The sequence below is a fragment of the Microvirga alba genome (genome assembly GCF_015694465.1).
Taxonomy (GTDB): Bacteria; Pseudomonadota; Alphaproteobacteria; order Rhizobiales; family Beijerinckiaceae; genus Microvirga; species Microvirga alba.
The window spans coordinates 134,398-151,640 of record NZ_JADQDO010000009.1; the positions used below are offsets into that span (position 1 = coordinate 134,398).

General features: G+C 63.2%; 11 protein-coding genes. 3 read left to right on the forward strand and 8 right to left on the reverse strand.

Annotation, left to right across the window (positions count from 1 at the left end):
* Nucleotides 1-198: 198 nt before the first annotated feature.
* Together pbpC and I2H38_RS16765 are read right to left on the reverse strand one after the other, a co-directional pair.
* Nucleotides 199-2,301 carry a penicillin-binding protein 1C gene (gene pbpC / locus I2H38_RS16760; RefSeq protein WP_196273007.1) on the reverse strand — a complete coding sequence of 701 codons (2,103 nt, stop codon included), beginning with the start codon at nt 2,299-2,301 and terminating at the stop codon, nt 199-201.
* Nucleotides 2,298-7,544 carry an alpha-2-macroglobulin gene (locus I2H38_RS16765; protein WP_196273008.1) on the reverse strand — a complete coding sequence of 1,749 codons (5,247 nt, stop codon included), beginning with the start codon at nt 7,542-7,544 and terminating at the stop codon, nt 2,298-2,300. Before I2H38_RS16765 ends, pbpC begins: the two co-directional genes overlap by 4 nt.
* A 169-nt stretch (nt 7,545-7,713) precedes the next feature.
* Here I2H38_RS16765 and I2H38_RS16770 point away from each other — a divergent pair, with 169 nt between their 5' ends.
* A complete protein-coding gene (locus I2H38_RS16770; RefSeq protein WP_196273009.1) occupies nt 7,714-9,120 on the forward strand; it encodes a peptidoglycan-binding protein in 1,407 nt (468 codons plus the stop codon).
* A gap of 21 nt (nt 9,121-9,141) precedes the next feature.
* On the opposite strand, the gene I2H38_RS21430 is transcribed toward I2H38_RS16770, so the two are convergent.
* The gene (locus I2H38_RS21430) at nt 9,142-11,316 is read right to left on the reverse strand and encodes a calcium-binding protein (protein ID WP_196273010.1); all 2,175 of its coding nucleotides are present in this window, start codon (nt 11,314-11,316) and stop codon (nt 9,142-9,144) included.
* 203 nt (nt 11,317-11,519) lie between these two features.
* Nucleotides 11,520-13,331 carry an ABC transporter ATP-binding protein gene (locus tag I2H38_RS16780; protein ID WP_196273011.1) on the reverse strand — a complete coding sequence of 604 codons (1,812 nt, stop codon included), beginning with the start codon at nt 13,329-13,331 and terminating at the stop codon, nt 11,520-11,522.
* Nucleotides 13,332-13,715: 384 nt separating this feature from the next.
* Here I2H38_RS16780 and I2H38_RS16785 point away from each other — a divergent pair, with 384 nt between their 5' ends.
* Nucleotides 13,716-14,018: a putative quinol monooxygenase gene (locus I2H38_RS16785; RefSeq protein ID WP_196273012.1), complete on the forward strand. Its 303-nt coding sequence runs from the start codon at nt 13,716-13,718 to the stop codon at nt 14,016-14,018.
* 20 nt (nt 14,019-14,038) lie between these two features.
* Here the strand turns inward: I2H38_RS16785 and I2H38_RS16790 are convergent, their stop codons facing one another.
* The 4 genes from I2H38_RS16790 to I2H38_RS16805 form a co-directional block, all read right to left on the reverse strand.
* A complete protein-coding gene (locus I2H38_RS16790) occupies nt 14,039-14,578 on the reverse strand; it encodes an MOSC domain-containing protein (protein ID WP_196273013.1) in 540 nt (179 codons plus the stop codon).
* A 27-nt stretch (nt 14,579-14,605) separates the two neighbouring features.
* Nucleotides 14,606-15,124: a DUF488 domain-containing protein gene (locus tag I2H38_RS16795; RefSeq protein ID WP_196273014.1), complete on the reverse strand. Its 519-nt coding sequence runs from the start codon at nt 15,122-15,124 to the stop codon at nt 14,606-14,608.
* Between the two features lie 15 nt (nt 15,125-15,139).
* On the reverse strand, nt 15,140-15,601 hold the full coding sequence (locus tag I2H38_RS16800) for a hypothetical protein (RefSeq protein WP_196273015.1): 462 nt from the start codon (nt 15,599-15,601) through the stop codon (nt 15,140-15,142).
* Nucleotides 15,602-15,747: 146 nt separating this feature from the next.
* A complete protein-coding gene (locus I2H38_RS16805; RefSeq protein WP_196273016.1) occupies nt 15,748-16,173 on the reverse strand; it encodes an NUDIX hydrolase in 426 nt (141 codons plus the stop codon).
* Nucleotides 16,174-16,368: 195 nt separating this feature from the next.
* Between I2H38_RS16805 and I2H38_RS16810 the strand changes: the two genes are divergently transcribed.
* Nucleotides 16,369-17,163, forward strand: coding sequence for an inositol monophosphatase family protein (locus tag I2H38_RS16810; protein ID WP_196273017.1), 795 nt, complete (start codon nt 16,369-16,371; stop codon nt 17,161-17,163).
* Nucleotides 17,164-17,243 lie beyond the last annotated feature (80 nt).

The following is a 17,243-nucleotide window of genomic DNA, read 5'->3' on the forward strand; positions in this document are numbered from 1 at the left end:
CGTAACACCTTACGCGTCGATACCGGGGGGGCAAGGGGTCCTGGAGCCGGCAAGCCAAGGAAGGGAGGCGGCCCTTGCAAACACGCAATACGACCCCGCGCAAACCCTTGATCTGTAATGCGTATAAATATTTTCCTACGTTATGACATTGCAATAACGCAAACGGAACCGGCACCCGTACCGTGCAAGCGACCTTCGCTACTCCACCCGCACGAGCACGCTGTCGGTTGCGCCCTTGGCGTCGATGATTGATAACCGCACGAAACCGGCTCCGCCCGGCCGCCAGGAAGCCTCGCGCCGCAAGGTGCCCGTCTCGACGGGTGCGCCGTCCACCATCCAGGTCAGGGGCGGGACGCCGCCGGAGGCTTTGAGGACGAGGCTGGCTTTTTCCTCGGCAACCTGCGCGAAACCGAGATCGACCCGGGATCCATCGAGCGGGAACGCGATCTTGAGCGGCGCCTGCACCGTGGAGGCAACCGTTTTCGGAACGTCCTTGCGCACATGGCGCAAAGGCGGCGGCAGGGTTGCGGTGGTGGCCTGGAGGGCGAAGGGCGGGATTGCCAACGCCTCCGGCTCGGTGCCGAGACGGCCATAGGCATCGAAGAGGATAGGCGCGGCGACGAGCCGACCGACGAGGCCCGGAACGGCGGAGCCGTCGGGCCGGCCGACCCAGACTCCGATCGTGAACTGCCGGTCGTAGCCGACAGCCCAGGCATCGCGATAACCGAAAGACGTGCCGGTCTTGAAGGCGATGCGTCCGGCAAGCGCGTTCTCGGGCGGCGGTGCGCCACGCAGGATGTCGAACACGTACCAGGCGGCGACCGGATCAGCGATCCGCCGCTCGGGCGCCTGCGCCGCACTCTCCCCGACGCGACGCACGAGACCCGGCATATCGCCCCCCCGCGCGAGACCCGCATAGAGCCGGGTGAGATCGGTCAACGTGATGCCGAGGCCGCCGAGGCCGACGGCAAGGCCGGGGGCTGCCTCCTTCGGCATGGCGATCGCCACATCGGCCTGACGTAAACGCGACAGGAGACGGGCAGGACCAAGCTCGCTCAACAATTCCACCGCCGGCACGTTGAGGGACAATTGCAGCGCCTTGCGCGCGGTGACCGTGCCCTGAAAGGCAAGATCGAAATTCTCCGGCTGGTAAGCGCCGTAACGCGAGGGCCGGTCATCCAAAAGCGTCTCGGGATGTGCAAGCCCGTTCTCGAAAGCGAGCGCGTAGATGAAGGGTTTCAGCGCGGAGCCCGGCGACCGCAGAGCGAGCGTCATATCAATGGCCCCCGCCCGTTCGCGGCTCATATAATCGGGGCTGCCCACCTGCGCCCGCACTTCGCCCGTGGCGTTGTCGATCACGAGAATGGCGAGGGAGAGTTTGGCATCGAGCCGCTCAATCCGCTCGCGCGCCAGCCGTTCGAGATTGGCTTGCAGACGCGCATCGATGGCAAGCCGATGCGTGCTCACGGAGGGCCGTTCCGCCAACGCAGCCTCGGCCGCGTGAGCGGCGAGCATCGGGAACGGACGGCGCGCGACCGGCACGGGCTCAGCCTTGGCGGTCTCCGCTTCCGCCGCTGTCAGGACTCCACGCTCATGCGCGCGGTCGAGCACGCGATTGCGCGCCTCCCGCGCCGCATGGGCGGAACGGTCAGGCCGGCGCGCTTCGGGCGATTGCGGCAAGGCGACCAAGAGCGCTGCCTCGGCGAAGGAGAGACGTTTCGGCTCACGCCCGAAATAGGACAGACTGGCGGCCCGCGCGCCTTCCAGATTGCCGCCATAGGGCGCAAGCGTCAGGTAAAGCCGCAGGATCTCGTCTTTCGAGAAGCGGCGCTCCAATTGGACGGCGCGCACCATCTGGCGCAGCTTCGCGCTCACGTTGCGGTCTTCGCGCGGCTCCAGGAGGCGCGCCACCTGCATGGTCAGCGTCGACCCGCCGGACACGACCGCGCCGCTGCGCACCCATTGCGCCGCCGCTCGCAACAAGGCGAGAGGATCGACGCCGCAATGGCGCTCGAACCGCGCATCCTCGTAGGCTTTCAGGATGGCGAGATAATGCGGGTCCACATCACTCGTGGCGATGGGAAGTCGCCAGCGCCCTTCCGGTGTTGCAAAGGGACGGAGCAATCGCCCATCGCGATCGAGCACCACCGTCGAGCGGCTTTCCACCATCGTCAGATCGAGCGGACCCAACGCATCGACGAAGCGCCATAGGCCAAGAGCCGGTAGAACGGCGACGCAAGCCGCGAGCATGAGGATGATCCCCCACGCCCTCGTCTTCCGTCTGTCGCCAGCGTCCATCATGGCTTCGCCTGTGTCACCTCGACCGTGCCAAACCCCGTGCGGCCATAGCGCTCGGGCCGATACATGTCTTCCACCTGCGCAGAGGGGTGGACATAGCGGCCCGGCGAAACAGCGCGGACCATATATGCAACGGTGAAGAACGCGGGCTGATCCGGCTCACGGTCGAAGGCGACGACGAAACGGTCGTCACGATATTCCGTGTGCACGGGCTCCACGTCGCGCTTGAGCCAGGAGAGACTGGCCACGTTGCCGCTGTCCACGAGTTTCGGGTTGTCGATCTCGAAACCCGCCGGCAGTCGATCAACGAGCAGCACGCGCGCCTGCCGCGCTTCTGTCTCGGTGACTTTCAGAACCACCACCAGCCGCTCGTTCTGCTGCACGGACGAGAGCTCCACCGGCTTGCCATCGAGCTTGTAGGCGCTGCGCTCGACCACATAACCGCGTGATGCGGCGGGCTCCGGCTCGATCGGGTTGCCTGTCACGGTCACGACCGCCTGCACCGCCGCCGGTCCCGCATTGGCAACGGTCACCGTGCCGTTTGCCAGCGCGGCGTCCCTGTAGCTGCGATAGAGCGCGCCTTTCTGCTCGGCACCGTTGACCGTCAAAACCATGGCTCCCGCATCGCGCGCGACGGCCTGCGCGGCCAGGACCAGCCATGCCTCTTCCTGCGTGCTCGTGCGCCGGTTGCCGCGCTCCTCATCAATCACTTTCGCGACAGGTTGAATGAGAGCCGGAACGTTGTCGGTCTCAGAGGCGAGGGTCAGGAGTCCCGCCCCGTCGCGCAGGCGCGAGCCATAATCCGCGCGGTAGTCGCCGCTGTCGCGCTCGCCTTTCAACTGCTCGACGGCGGATGCGAACGCCTTTTGCGCGCGAGCGCGATCCCCCAGCAACGCGAGCGCGGCGGCAAGCTGGCCACGCGAAAGGGGCGATGTAAACTCGCTTATCTTGGTATCGGCGAGATATCGCAAATCGCCCATCACAGGACGTCCGTTACGCGCCAGCACATAGGCCGCATAGGCGAGGTTCGCCGCGTTCTCCCCGACCTGCGTCGTATTGGCGACGAAATTGCGCAACCGGTCGAGGGCGACGTTGAACGCCACCTGCGGCACCGCAAAACCCCGCTCTCTGGCGCGGGTCAGGAAGTCCATGGTGTAAGCATCGAGCCAGAGATCATCTCCGCCGACCGACCAGAGACCAAAGGAGCCGTTGGAATCCTGGCGCGCCAGGACACGCTCGATGGCGCTGCGCACGCGCTCATCCGCTTTCTCGTCAAGGGAGAGCTTTTCCTCCTCCGCAAGGCGATTGACGTAGAGCAGCGGCAGCGCGCGGCTGACGACCTGCTCCGTGCAGCCATAGGGATAGCGGTCGAGGGATTGGAGCAGGCCGGGGACGTCGAGGCTGGCAAGCGGCGAGACGGACACCGAGACGGCACCTGTTCCGGCGAGAATATCCGCCACAAGATCTTTCGAGAGGCTGAGGCTTGCACCCGGTTCGAGCGGGCGCACGACGCGGCGTGCGAGCGCCCCGGTGCCGGGCTGGATTGCGACAGTGAAGCTCTGCGAAACCTCATCGAGGCCCCGCCCTTTCAGGGTCGCCTCGATGACGGCCGCACCTCGGCCGCCCGCAGTGACGGGGATCGTGATTCCGCTCTTTGCCTTGGCATCGAGCTTGATCATCGAACGCAAGCTGTCCGCCGGAACGACAATGGGGCCGCGAATGTCGAGATCGATCGTGTATTCGCCTGCGGGTCCTTCCACGTTGTCGATCTGCATGAAGAAGCGCGACTGGTCGCCGACGGAAAGAAAGCGCGGCAAGGTGCCGGCGAGCACCACCGGATCGCGGATGATGACATCCGCCGAGGCATTGCCGACGCGGTCTTTCGTCCAGGCGACGGCCATGACCCGCGCGGTGCCGTTGAACGCCGGGATGTCGAATTCGATGTTTGCCGTACCATCCGCCTCCACTTTGACTACGCCAGAGAAACGGGCGAGCGGCTCTTGCGTCGGCGGAATGCCGTCGAGCGGCTTCGGCTCCATGTCGCCGCCGGAGCGGATCGCGCCGCGCGTGCCCTGCATGCCGTCGATGAGAAAGCCGTAGAGATCTCGGATCTCGGACGAGAGTCGTTTCTGCCCGAAGAAATAGGCCATCGGGTTCGGGGCTTCATAACGCGTGAGGTTGAGAATACCGACATCAACCGCCGCAACGGTGATGCGCGCCTCCTCGCCCACTTTCAAACCGTCCACCTTTACCGGCAGCTTGAGGGTTCCGCGTGGCCGGATCTTGTCCGGCGCATTGAGACTGACCGCAAGCGCGCGCGCATCGCGATCGATTTCAAACCACGCGGTGCCGAGCGAGCGCCCCGGCATGCGCTTCGCCGCGCGGTCGAGCGGGCGATGGGCGAGGACGACCACATAAGCGCCAGGCCCCCATTCCGCACGCACCGGCAGGCTCACATTCGTGCCGGAGGCAGTGACATCAACCACGCGAATGTCATGCACACGGTCGCTCACCACGGCGAGGGTCGCCTTGCCATCGAAACGCGGATTGAGACGAAGCTGCATGGTCTCGCCGGCGCGATAGCTCGCCTTGTCGAGTGTCATGTCGAGCAGGTCCGGCGTGTTAGCCGTTTGATCGCCCGACCAGCCGACCGTGAAGGACAGGCTTGTCTGCGCCGTCTCGCCGAGATCGGGCGCGCTCACGTCGAGCCGATATGTTCCCCATTCCACGGGAGCGGAAATGCGAGCCGCCGCATTCGCCACCACATCGACGCGCCCATCCGCGACGCGGCGGGTGTTCTTGACCGGCTCATAGCCCCAGCGACCGTCGGAATTGTACCATTGGTAGCGGCGCTCGATCTTGTAGAGGCTCCATGAAACATTGCGGCTCGCAAGGCGCGTGCCGGTTGGGTCGGACACAACCACATCGAACGTGGCGTTCGCGCCCTCGCCGAGCTGGCCGCTGAAATTCTTCCGCACGGCGACGACCGGGCCCTTCGGCAGGATCGGCAGCGTCACGCTGCGCTCGACGGCGCGTCCTCCAGCCTCGGCCACCCGCAAGGTGATGCGCGCCTCCGTTGGACGCGGCGCAGCGACACTCTGCACAGGGATCTGCAAGGCCGCGCGGCCTTGCGCATCCGTGGTCGCGGCCTGTTCGATTTCAACGCTCGAAGCCTCGACCGATTCATCATCAAGGCCGATCGTGTAACCTTCGAGCCCCTTGATGCCGTTGACAGAAGATGCCGCAACCGCGACCTCGCCGGTGACATCGAGGCCGGAACCCGGCGCGCCATACAGATAGCGCGCCGACAGATCGATGGACGCCAACTGGCCGGGCCGCAGAGCCTCCACTTTCGGCACGAGATTCACTTCCAACCGTTCGGGGACATAGTCTTCGACGAGGAAGCTTGCGTCGCCGATGGAGGGACCCTTGGGGTCGGTATAGGCGGCCACGCGCCATGTTCCGCGCAACGAACCGGGCAGGATCGGAAGGGACAAGGCGCGCCCGCCGAGACCCTGATCCTCCACCAGCGCGCGGCGATATTCGACGCCATCGGGGCGGCGCACCACGAGGGTCAGCGGCACGCCTGGCACGACGATGCCCCTGGCATCCCGCAGCAACGCCGTCAGCGCCACGGTCTCGCCCGTGCGATAGACGCCGCGCTCGGTGTAGAGGTAGGCGTCGACCGCGCTCGAGACCGTGCGCCCTTTCACGCCCCGGTCAGTGAGGTCGAAAGCGGCGGCGCCGAGGTCGAGAAAGCCGTAATCGGCCCCTTCCGTCGCCACCACGAGACCGGGCGCGAGGCCCCCTTCTCCGCGCGCGAGGCCGGGATCGAACTGCGCGACGCCGGTCTTGTCGGTCTTCTTGGTCGCCAGCACTTCATTATTGCGTGCAACGAGCCTGATCTCCACGTCAGCGCGCGGCTCTGCGCTCGCGAGTGAGCGCACGAAAACCTGCACGCCGCCCTTGCCGGTAAAGGCCGTCAGGCCGAGATCCGACACCACGAACCATTGCGTGGCGATCGCACCGTAACTGTCGTGATCCTCATTGCTCGTGGCGTCGCCATTGCCATGCGCTTTCGCGGTCATGACATAGATGCCGGGTTCCAGCTTGCCGACCGCCTCCATGACGGGGAACGCCGTGATCACGTCGCGGTTGAGATCGGAGGCGGTATCGAGCGTGCCGTTCCAGATTTTCACGCCCTTTTCGCGGGCAATCTCGCCCGCTGAATAGCGTGTGAGCTGTCCGAGAAAGTCCTCGGACCGAATGGCCGGCAGAAGATTGCGGTCGCCGATGCGGTAGACCTCCGCATCCACCTTCGACGTGTTCACCGAGACGACCGGAATGCCCTCCTGCCCCGTGCTCGGCAACACGTAATTGCGGCCCGTGAAGCGAGCGCTCGGCGCCCGGTCACGGACATAGATTTCATAATCCGCCGCCTTGAGAAGGCTCTCGCCGACGGAGGATGGCAGCCCCTGCCGCAACACGATGGCATAGCGCTCGCTATGCTTCAGCCCATCGACGCAAAGCTGCGAGCCCTCGGCGGAGACGGCCGCATTGGCGTTTCCCGACACTGCGACATAAGGCGAGAAATCCACCTTGCCCATGACCAGCGGATCGGAGAACTGAAAGCAGACGCGAGGCGAGGCGGCATTCGAATCCACCTTGAAGTCGGTCACGCGAAAGCCGTGCTCTTCGCGCATCTGCTCGTAGGTGGAGCGCACGCGCGGATCATCCTTTAGCTTCAGGCTCGCGGCATAGGCGTTCAAGGCGGGACGCCAGGCCTGCTGCGCGGCATAAACCTGGCCGAGCAATGCCAGCGCCGTCGCTTCATCCGCCGGCGTCGTCGCCTTTTGATAGGCGGTGTAGGCCGCTATCGCCTGACGTTCCTGCAGCTTGTAGCGCTCTTCCCAGTTGTTGCCGGGATCGACCGCAAGCGCCGCACGGGCATAGCCGGCCCAGTTCGCCCAATTGCCGGGCTCATTGGCGATGGTCGTGGTAAACAACCCCAAGGCTTGCCGCGCATTCCCGCGCGCCAGGGTTGTCTCCGCATCGCGACGCAGAACCTGAACAGGTTTGTCGAGCGCCGTTCGGCCGCCTTCCGTCTTGAGGCTCTGTTCCAGCCGAACGCCTTGGCTCGCCAGGTCTTCGCGAACGAAGGCTTTCTGGGCTTGCGCCGGGCTCGCAAGGAAGACGGCGTTCAAACCAATCGCGACGATGGCGCTCCGCAGCAACTGTCTGATCATCGTCACGCCCTCACGTTTTTCCCGTTTGCGGAATGGACCTTAGCACCGCGCAGCCAATCGACAAGGCAACGGGAGGTGCTTCAACACACCCACCGTCGGCTTTACAGGATGAAACGAGAGGTCTTAGCTTTCGCCGGAAGGCTGAATGGCTTGGCCGGGGGAGGAATCGATGGCGAACACAGTCCGGGCTCGGTGGTGCCTCACCCGCTTCGCCTTGGTCGGCAGCCTGATGGTTGCCGCGTTCCACCCCGCTATGGCGCAAGCCCCATCGCCCGCCGCGCGAAACGCCCCCGCTCTCGATGCCGCCCGCGCCGTTTTTGAAGCCCTGCCCGAGGCGGATCGCAAGGCGATCCAGGAAGGCCTCATCTGGATGGGCGACTATAGCGGCGCTGCCGATGGGACGTTCGGACGCCAGACCTATGACGCCATCGTCGCCTTCCAACAAGGCGCGAAGAAGCCCGCGAACGGCATCCTGAACCAAGCGGATCGCGCCTCCTTGCAAAACGCGACGCAGCAGGCAAGGAGCGCCAGCGGGTTTACCGTCATCGATGATCCGAGAAGCGGCGTCCGGCTCGGGATTCCCGCAAAAATTCTTCCGAAACAAGATACCAACCAGAGTGGCGGCAGCCGTTGGCAGAGCGTAGACGACAAGGTCACGCTCGACACGCGCGTCGCGCCGCCGGATGCGACATTGCAATCCCTCTACGACCGCAACATCGCGATCCAGACACCCGGCCGTCTCGTGACCTACAAAATCCTGCGGCCGGATTTCTTCGTCATCACCGGCGAGACGCCGACGGGGAAATTCTACACGCGCTATGCCGGCGGCACGCCCGGAATTCGCGGGTTCTCCATCGGCTACGACAAGGCCCTTGCACCACAGCTCGACCGGCTCGTGGTCGCCATCGCCAACTCCTTCACGCCATTCCCGACAGCTGGAACCGCGGTGAGCGCGAGCCAACCCGCGACGTCGACCCCACAATCGCCAGCTATGCCGCGAGGAACGGCCTTGCTCGGAACAGGCATTGTCGTCGCGCCCAATCAGGTGATGACGACGGCGCCGCTGGATTCCTGTTCCAACGTGCGGATCGGAGGCCTCAAAGCCCAACCCAGGAAGGGGCGGTTCTCCTGGCTCCTGACCGTCGCGGATTCCGCGAAGACGACCGCGCCCCTCGCGCGCGGCGCGATGACGGACCAATCCGCCCTGTTGATCGTCGCCTTTGCAGACAAGCCGTCCTCCCTTGCCGGGGAAGCGGCGGAAGCACTCGTTGTCGTTCCCGGCCTTGCCGAGAACGACGGGACATTCACGGCGGCGCTTCAACCTGGAGCAAGCGGTGCGCCTGTCCTCGACACATCGGGCGCTCTGGTCGGACTTGTCGGCCCCATGCCCTCCGCTCCGGTCAAGATCGCGGGCGTCGCAACAGCGACACGCTACAAGCTTGTTCCTTCTGCAAGTCTCGTCGAGGATTTCGCAGGTCTTCCGCCAGCAAAGGCGGAAGCCGCGCGAAAGCACAGCGCCGCCGACCTGGCCGCCGCGATGCGGGCCGTGACGGTTCCCATCCTGTGCGGACCATGAGGCGGTCGCCCAGAACCAATCCTAGATGACGAAAAAGTCCTTCTCCGACAGCGTCTTGAGGCCCTTCGGCAGGGTCGCGATCAGGATGGCGGCGGCTTTGCCGGAGCCGTCGGAATCGTAATAAAGCGCACCCTTCTTGAGGTCGTAGATGATCCGGTCGCTCTTGTCGTGCGCCTTCGCGCCGATCCAGAATGCGTCCTTCGACAGCTGAGCCGGCTTGGCGGGAGTGCCCTTCCTGCCGAGCGCCCTGAAGATTGCATCGTCCAGCCAGATGCTGTCGTCCTTGACGTTGAAATCGGAGATCACATCGACCTGAGTCTTGGTCTTGTCGATCTTGGTGTCGAACACGAAGATGTCCTTGCCCGCTCCACCGGTCAGCGTGTCGTTCCCGAGGCCGCCATAAAAGGTGTCATGGCCGGAACCGCCGGCGATCACATTGGCAAGGGCGTTGCCTTTTAACGTCAAGGCGCTCGCGCCCCCGTTGGTCAGGTTTTCGATCGTCGGCAGGTTCGCAAGCGAATAGCTGATGGAGGTGATGACCGTATCGATGCCGGAGGTGTCAACGATCTGATCGTCAAGGCTATCGACGACATAGGTGTCGTCCCCCGCGCCGCCGGCCAGCGTGTCGTTTCCGAGGTCGCCATAAAGGGTGTCATGACCGAAACCGCCGGTGATCACATTGGCAAGGGCGTTACCTTTCAACGCCAAGGCGCTCGCGCCCCCGTTGGTGAGGTTTTCGATCGTCGGAAGGTTCGCAAGCGAATAGCTTATGGAGGTAATGACCGTATCGATGCCAGAGCTGTCAACGATCTGATCGTCAAGGCTGTCGACGACATAGGTGTCGTCCCCCGCGCCACCATTGAGCACATCGGCGCCAGAACCGCCATCCAGGGTATCGTTACCCGCCTCGCCGGAGAGTTTGTCGTTGCCTGCGCCACCGCTGAGCTGGTCGTCGAAGATAGTCCCGATGTAACGATCGTCACCGGCCGTTCCGCTCAGTGAGATCGCTTTCGTGCGAGGATCGATGATCTGCGCGCGCACGTCACCGTCGCGATCCTCGGACGACTTTTCATAGTATTCCGACCACGCGAAGACGATACGGCCATCATCAAGAAGGGTGAGGCTCGGCTTTCCCGAAGAAACATCAATTCCATTTTCCGTCGACCGGATCACGACTTCTTCGCTTGTTGCCACCCCGTCGCTGTTGAAGGTGGCCAGACGATACCGGCCCGTGCCGCCATCGGTATCCTGAAAGGCGACAGCAAAACCGCCATCCGCGAGCGCGGTCACGACCGACGAATCCTGAGAGGAGTGCACTGTCGCGTTGATCAAGAACTCACCGCGATATTTCGTGCCGTCGGCATTGTAAATCTGCGCCTTGACGCAAGGCCCGTCGCCATCGCCGGATTCCGGCGCCGCGTGCGTCCATGTCACGACAAACCGGCCATTGGCGAGGAGCGCGATAGAAGGCGAGGTCTTGTCGCCCCAGGAGCTCGGCACGATGAACTCGTTGCCCAAAATCGGCGTAGCGCCGTTCAAGGTGACCACGCGTCCCCTGATGGTCTCACTCGGATCACTGGCATTGGTTTTGCTGCCGTCAGTATAGACGACGGCATATCCGCTACCGAGCCGAATGACCGAGGGATGGTTTTGGCTGCCCGTCGTGACCCCGTTGATCGCGACTTCACCGCCCCATTTTTCGCCCGTGATACCGAAGGCCTGTGCCTTGACTTCGATCCCCTTGGTCGCATCCGAAGCATCCGTGTACGTGACCACGAACCCACCATTCGCCAGGGACGCGATGGAGGGTAGTCGCTGCGGCAAGGCCTTGTCCGTGACAGTAATCGCCCCTCCTCCGGTCACCGCCGTGCCCGATGTAAAGATGCGGGCCAGGATGTCGGAGTTGCCGTTTGTATAATCGCCCCAGGTCACCACGAAGCGGCCATCGTCGAGCGTTGCGATGGCCGGGTTCATTTTCACCGCCTCCGAGGGGGCGGCAACAAGGAACTCGCCTCCTTTTCGGGTGCCGTCAGCGTAGAAAACCTGGCCGTGCAAAGAGTATTCACCGCCCTCGGCAGTCATCCAGACGCCCACGAAGGTTCCATCCTTCAGCTTTGTCAGCTTAGCGTCCTGCTGGTACCCGGCGGCAGGCCTGTTCACGATGAAATCTGTTCCCAAAAGGATCGGCGTGGACATCGAAAAGCTCCAGGATGATTTTGAACAAGTGATTGCATGCTCGATATAACATTTCTGTGCTTTTCGACACCTCTCCTGACCGCCCGCGTTGAGGAAAGTCTGATCTTTCCTCAACGCGAAGCCGAAAGGCGGAGGCTCCCCGGCATCAGTTTACCTTGCTGAATGCCGGCGCCGACAGCCGGGAAGACCGAGGCCGCCGCCCCCTACTCGACCGATTCCGAGCGCGTCGCACGATCCCGGAATTCCAGCCCTTGGTGATCGCACAGACGGCGGTAGAGGCCGCCTTTGCGATAGAGACCCGCGTGGGTCCCCTCCTCCACGATGCGCCCCTGGTCGAAGACCAAAATCCGGTCGAGGGCGCTCACCGTGGAGAGCCGGTGGGCGATGACGATGGACGTGCGCCCCTCCATCAGCCTCTCCATCGCCTGCTGGATCAGGACCTCCGATTCCGAGTCCAATGCGGAGGTCGCCTCGTCCAGGATGAGGATGGGCGTATCGGCCAGGAAGGCGCGCGCGATGGCGACGCGCTGACGTTCGCCACCCGACAGCTTGACGCCGCGTTCACCGACGAGGGTCGCGTACGCTTTCGGCAAACGCATGATGAAGTCGTGGGCGTTCGCAAGGTGCGCCGCGCGCTCGATCTCAACCATGGTCGCACCCGGCCGTCCGTAGGCGATGTTCTCCGCAAGCGTGCGGTGAAACAGGATCGGCTCCTGCTGCACGATGGCGATTTGCGCTCGCAACGAGGATTGGCGCGCATCCGCGATGTCCTGGCCATCGATGATGATGCGCCCGCTCGTCAGGTCATAGAGCCGCTGGATGAGCTTGACGAGCGTCGTCTTGCCCGACCCCGACGGCCCGACGAGACCCACGCGCTCGCCCGCGCGAACCGTCAGCGACAGATCGCGGTAGAGTGCCGTTGCATGCCCGGCATAGTGGAAATCCACGCGGTCGAACGCGATCTCGCCCCGCGCGATGCGGATCGGCTGGGCGCTCGGGCGGTCCTTCACGCCCACCGGTTCGCGATGCATGCCAACCAGTTCCTCCATGTCGTTCACGGAGCGGCGCAGGTTGTTGATGTGCATGCCCACATCGCGCAAGTAGCCGTGGATCACGAAATACGTGGTGAGAACATAAGCGAGGTCGCCAGGCGTCGCCTGGCCGTTCCACCAGAGCCACAAGGCCGTGCCGATGATGGCGGCGCGGATGCCGAGAAGCGCGACAAGCTGCGTCGTGCCGCTCTTGGTACCGCGCTTCCACAGGCGACGGGTGCGGCTTTGCCATTTCATCAAGACGCGCAAAAGACGCTCGTCCTCGCGCGCCTCCGCGCCGAACGCCTTCACCACCGCATTGCAGCCCATGGAATCGGCAAGCGTTCCGCCGACCTTCGTATCCCAAGCATTTGCCAGCCGCGCTGCCGGCGCGACATATCGCGTCGCGAGAAGCGCCGTCATCGTAATGAAGGTGACCGTGCCGAGGAAAATGACGAATCCCATCACCGGCCAACGCAAGCCGAGCACGATCATCGAGCCGAGAAGCACCACGAGCGAGGGAAGCAGCGCCAGCAGGAGCGTATCGTTCAAGAGATCGAGCGCCCACATGCCGCGCGTGACCTTGCGCACGGTCGATCCGGCGAAACTGTTGGCGTGCCATTCCGTGGAAAAACGCTGAACGCGCGCAAAAGCATCCTGGGCCACGCGCGCCATCACGCGCAGCGTCAGCTCGACGATGCCGTAGAACGCGGCGTGTCGCAGGCCTACCATCACGAGACCAAGCCCCGTCATGGCCGCGAATGCCGTGAGCGCCGCCCGCAAGGCCGCATCCCGGTCGGACGCGCCGAGCGTGATGGCATCGACAAGCTGCCCGGCAAAGACAGGCATGAATACGTCGGCAAGCGTAGACGCCATCATGGCGGCCATGATCAAAACGACATAGCGCGGCTGTTCGCGCCAATGCCGGAAAGTGAATTTCAACACGTCGCGGGTCGCATCCCCGCGCTTGGTCTGCTGGTTCATGGGACGAACAGGCCGCGCGAAGGCGGACCACTCCTGGAATTATTGAGGAAGCGAATTGGAACGGACAGTCCTGAGACAGGTCCGGAATCGCTCGAAAGTCTGTGGTGATGGAAGGTCTGGGGCGCGGGACTGTGTCGTCCCGCTTCGTTCAGCCTAGCGTTTGAACGCGGGAGGAACGATCAGCAAACGTGAAAATACCATGCAGTCCTCCCTCTCTGAAATTAAACCTATGGGAGATTTACCGTATACGATGCGATTTGGCAACAACCCTGAAGCTCGCCGCGATCAAGACCGCTGATTATCCAAGACGAGTACTCTGCACGTTGAGTCTCTTGTGATAGGGTGAAAAGGCTTGGGGGCTGTCGAGCACAAGCGAGCGATCCGATGCCAAAATATGCTCTTTACGTCGCTCTGGAAGCGAAACCCGGCAAGGAAGAGGCGGTCGCGGACTTCCTCCGTCAGGGTCAGGCACTGGTCGAGGCGGAACCCGGCACGGTCGCTTGGTTCGGCGTGCGGCTCGGCCCGACAAGCTTCGCGATCTTCGACGCCTTTCCCACGCAGAGCGCGCGCGACGCGCACCTGTCCGGCAAGGTCGCCGCCGCGTTGATGGAGAAGGCAGCCGAATTATTCGCCGTTCCGCCTGCGATTCAAAGCGCGGATGTGCTTGCTTTCAGGCTACCGGGTTAGGCAAGGCCCGAGCACTGGCCCTAGACAGGCTGAAGTCGTTGATGCGGTTCAGGCGGAAGCATGACGCGGATCGTATCACCGGGCCTCACCTCACCGCCGGTGAGCACAATTCCCATAATCCCGGCCTTGCGGATGAGGTTGCTCTGTTCGTAGCGATCCAGGACCGCGTTCATCATGCCCGCCTGGAAATGGTCGATCTGGAGGCACGGGTTGCGCAGCCCCGTCACTGCGATCGCGGCATCGCCGATGAGCAACCGGGTCCCGGTCGGAAGGCCCAACAGATCGAGCCCGCGCGTCGTGATGTTCTCTCCCATGTCACCTGCGGAGACCGTGAAACCGGCCGCCTGCAATTCATCATGCAGCTCGGCATGGATGAGATGGACCTGACGCAAATTCGGCTGGCTCGGATCTTTCGCCACCCGCGAGCGATGCTTCACCGTCTCGCCAGAATGCGCGTCGCCTTCCACACCGAGACCCGCGAGGAGGCGAATGCCGGCCTGTCTCTGCTTGCTGAAACGATGCTCCGGGCTCGCACTCACCGCCGTTACAATTCCATCCATGCGCAGCCCAGCCCTCGATCATTCTCGTCAAGGTTTTATCAGGCGCGTCGCATCGAGCAAAGTCTTCGATGAATGGTGAGGTTTCCTCTCGTCTCGTTGCATCACGAAAAGATCGGTCACCTTCATGCCACGGGCAGCCAGGCGCTCCGCGATGATGTGGCGGTGGCAGTTCGTGGGGTCACGTTCAAAGCAGAGCAGGCAGATCGGCTGATGCTTCGCCAGCTCCGCGACTTCCTCGAGAGCCTCCTGCGCCGGTTTCGTCGAGAGCACCTCATCGCAATAAATCTTCCGCATGAGCGTGGCATCTCCGGCCCGCACGGCCTCTCGTCCGGATTTCGGCGTACCGAGCTGGATAAAGTGACGATAGCCGATGCCTTCATGAGCCAGCTCGTCACGCAGAAGGAATTTCGAAAACCCGCGCTTTCGCGATGAAGCGACGGCCCGCACGTCGACCAGCATCGCAACGCCCGCATCCTTCAGCGCGGAGGTGAAGTGATCGATATCAGCGCCCTCGTATCCGATGGTGAAGACGTGCGGCCTCGTCATAAATGAAACTCCCTTTCACATATTCGGGGTCTCGCGAAGCACAAACCGCCGGGGCGGCCAGCCGTCGCGCCGGCCATACCTTCGCCACCTCAGAGCTTTCGCGCAAAGAGCATCGATGATCGTGACGCCCGCGACCGCGCCGATCGCCAAGGCCACCCGGTCCCGCTCCGTGTTGATGTTCGTCAAACCTTTGCCGAGGACGAGAAGGTCCAGCGCATCTCCGGCCAACCGCGCCCGAATCCAAGGGGCGGGATCGTCTCGGGCGAGAACGCCTACACCGGTTGCGATCTGACGAATCCCGCACGCACGGAGAAGCGTTTCATTTCGTTCCATTCCAAGCCACCGCGCAGCTCGCCCTGCGGCGGCGAGTTCGGCAACACCGAGTGCAAGGCTAAACCAGCCGAGCCCGCGCGCCAGCGAGTCGGCGGATCTTGTCGCCTGACGACTTCGAGAGCGCCCCTCAACGACCTGAGCCATAGCAATACCGCAAGAGATTCGGACAAACCTTCATCGCAATCTTCGACCGAACAAACGTCCTGAAAGCCAAGCTTCGGCCTTCAGTCGTCCCGTCAGGGGAAGACTTCTTTATCGCCATTGCGTTCCATGTCAGGCTTTAAATCAGCTCAGAGATGGGCCGGGAGACTGCGGATCAGCTCGGCGAGAGCAGGTTCGAGCACTTGATGCGCGGCCTCTTCCACGTCGAACCATTGCGCGTCACGCTGCCCTTTTTCGCGCCAGGTTTCGAGTTGCTTGGAGACTTCGAGCGGGTAGACCTCGACCCGGCACAGGTCGAAATGTTTCGCGCGGCGCTTCCAGTAATCATAGGAACCGAGAGGCTCCTGCCTGATCTCGCCTCTCACGCCCGCTTCCTCGGCTGCTTCCTGAGCCGCCGCCTTGTGAGGTTTCTTGCCCTTCATCGGCCAGCCCTTCGGAATCAGCCACCGCCTCGTCTCGCGCGACGTCACGAGCAACACCTCGATCTTTCCGTCCTTGATCCGGAAAGGAAGCGCTGCAACCTGGCTGAATTCGTCTTTAAGCGTCCGGGGCATTCGATAAGATGGGGATTCCTGCTGCGTGGCATTGAAGCCTAGTTGATTGAAGCCGGCTAATAAAGGATCAATTGAAGCGCCTTGGGGGCATCTGCTCACTTTGAGAGAAGCATCCACCACATTTTAACAGACAAAGATGAATGTCTCGCGACAGACCGACGGGCATTCGCAACGCTGACAGGCGAAGGGGAGCCCATGACGCACGATGGTTTGGAAACGAGATTTGCGGCCGCTTGCGCCATTGCCCGGGAAGCCGGCGTTCTCGCGCGCAGGCGCTTTCTCGAACGTCCCCGTTCGCAGCGCCCCGATTTCAAAGGTCCTCAAGACTTTCTGACCGCGACCGACGCCGAGGTCGAGCAGCTGATCCGTCGCCGCCTGAACGAATTGTTGCCGAGCGACGCTTTCTTTGGCGAAGAGGGCGGCGGATCGTTCGAGCGTGATGTCTGGGTGGTCGATCCCATCGACGGCACCGCGAATTTCGCGCGCGGTATTCCGCATTTCGCGATTTCGATCGCCTTCGTGCGCAACAACCGCACCGAGATCGGCGTGGTCTACAACGTCATGCATGACGAACTCTACACCGCCCAGCGCGGCCGCGGCGCCGCCGTTAACGGCGAGCCGATCCGCGTGAGCGGTCTTGCCGACATGCGGCAAGCGACCGTGGAAGCGGGCTGGTCCTCGCGTCTGCCGCGCGACCCCTACGTGGCCCTCGTCGACCGCCTGAAGGCAGCGGGCGTCAATGTGCGTCGCGCGGGCTCGGGAACGCTCGGCCTCGCTTACGTCGCCGATGGACGCATCGACGCCTACTGCGAATTGCACATCAATTCATGGGATGTTCTGGCGGGCCTGCTCATCATCGAAGAAGCAGGCGGCTGGACCAACAACTTCCTGGCGAAGGATGGATTGCGGACAGGCAACCCCGTGCTTGCGTGCACGCCCGAACTCGCCGAAGTCGTGATCGCCGCGACCGGAATTGCCAAAGAACCCTAAGCAGGATGGAACGCGATGGAACGCCATCGCTCGAATTATGGAACGAGATGGAACGTCCTTCGCCCGACCATCGGACCCTC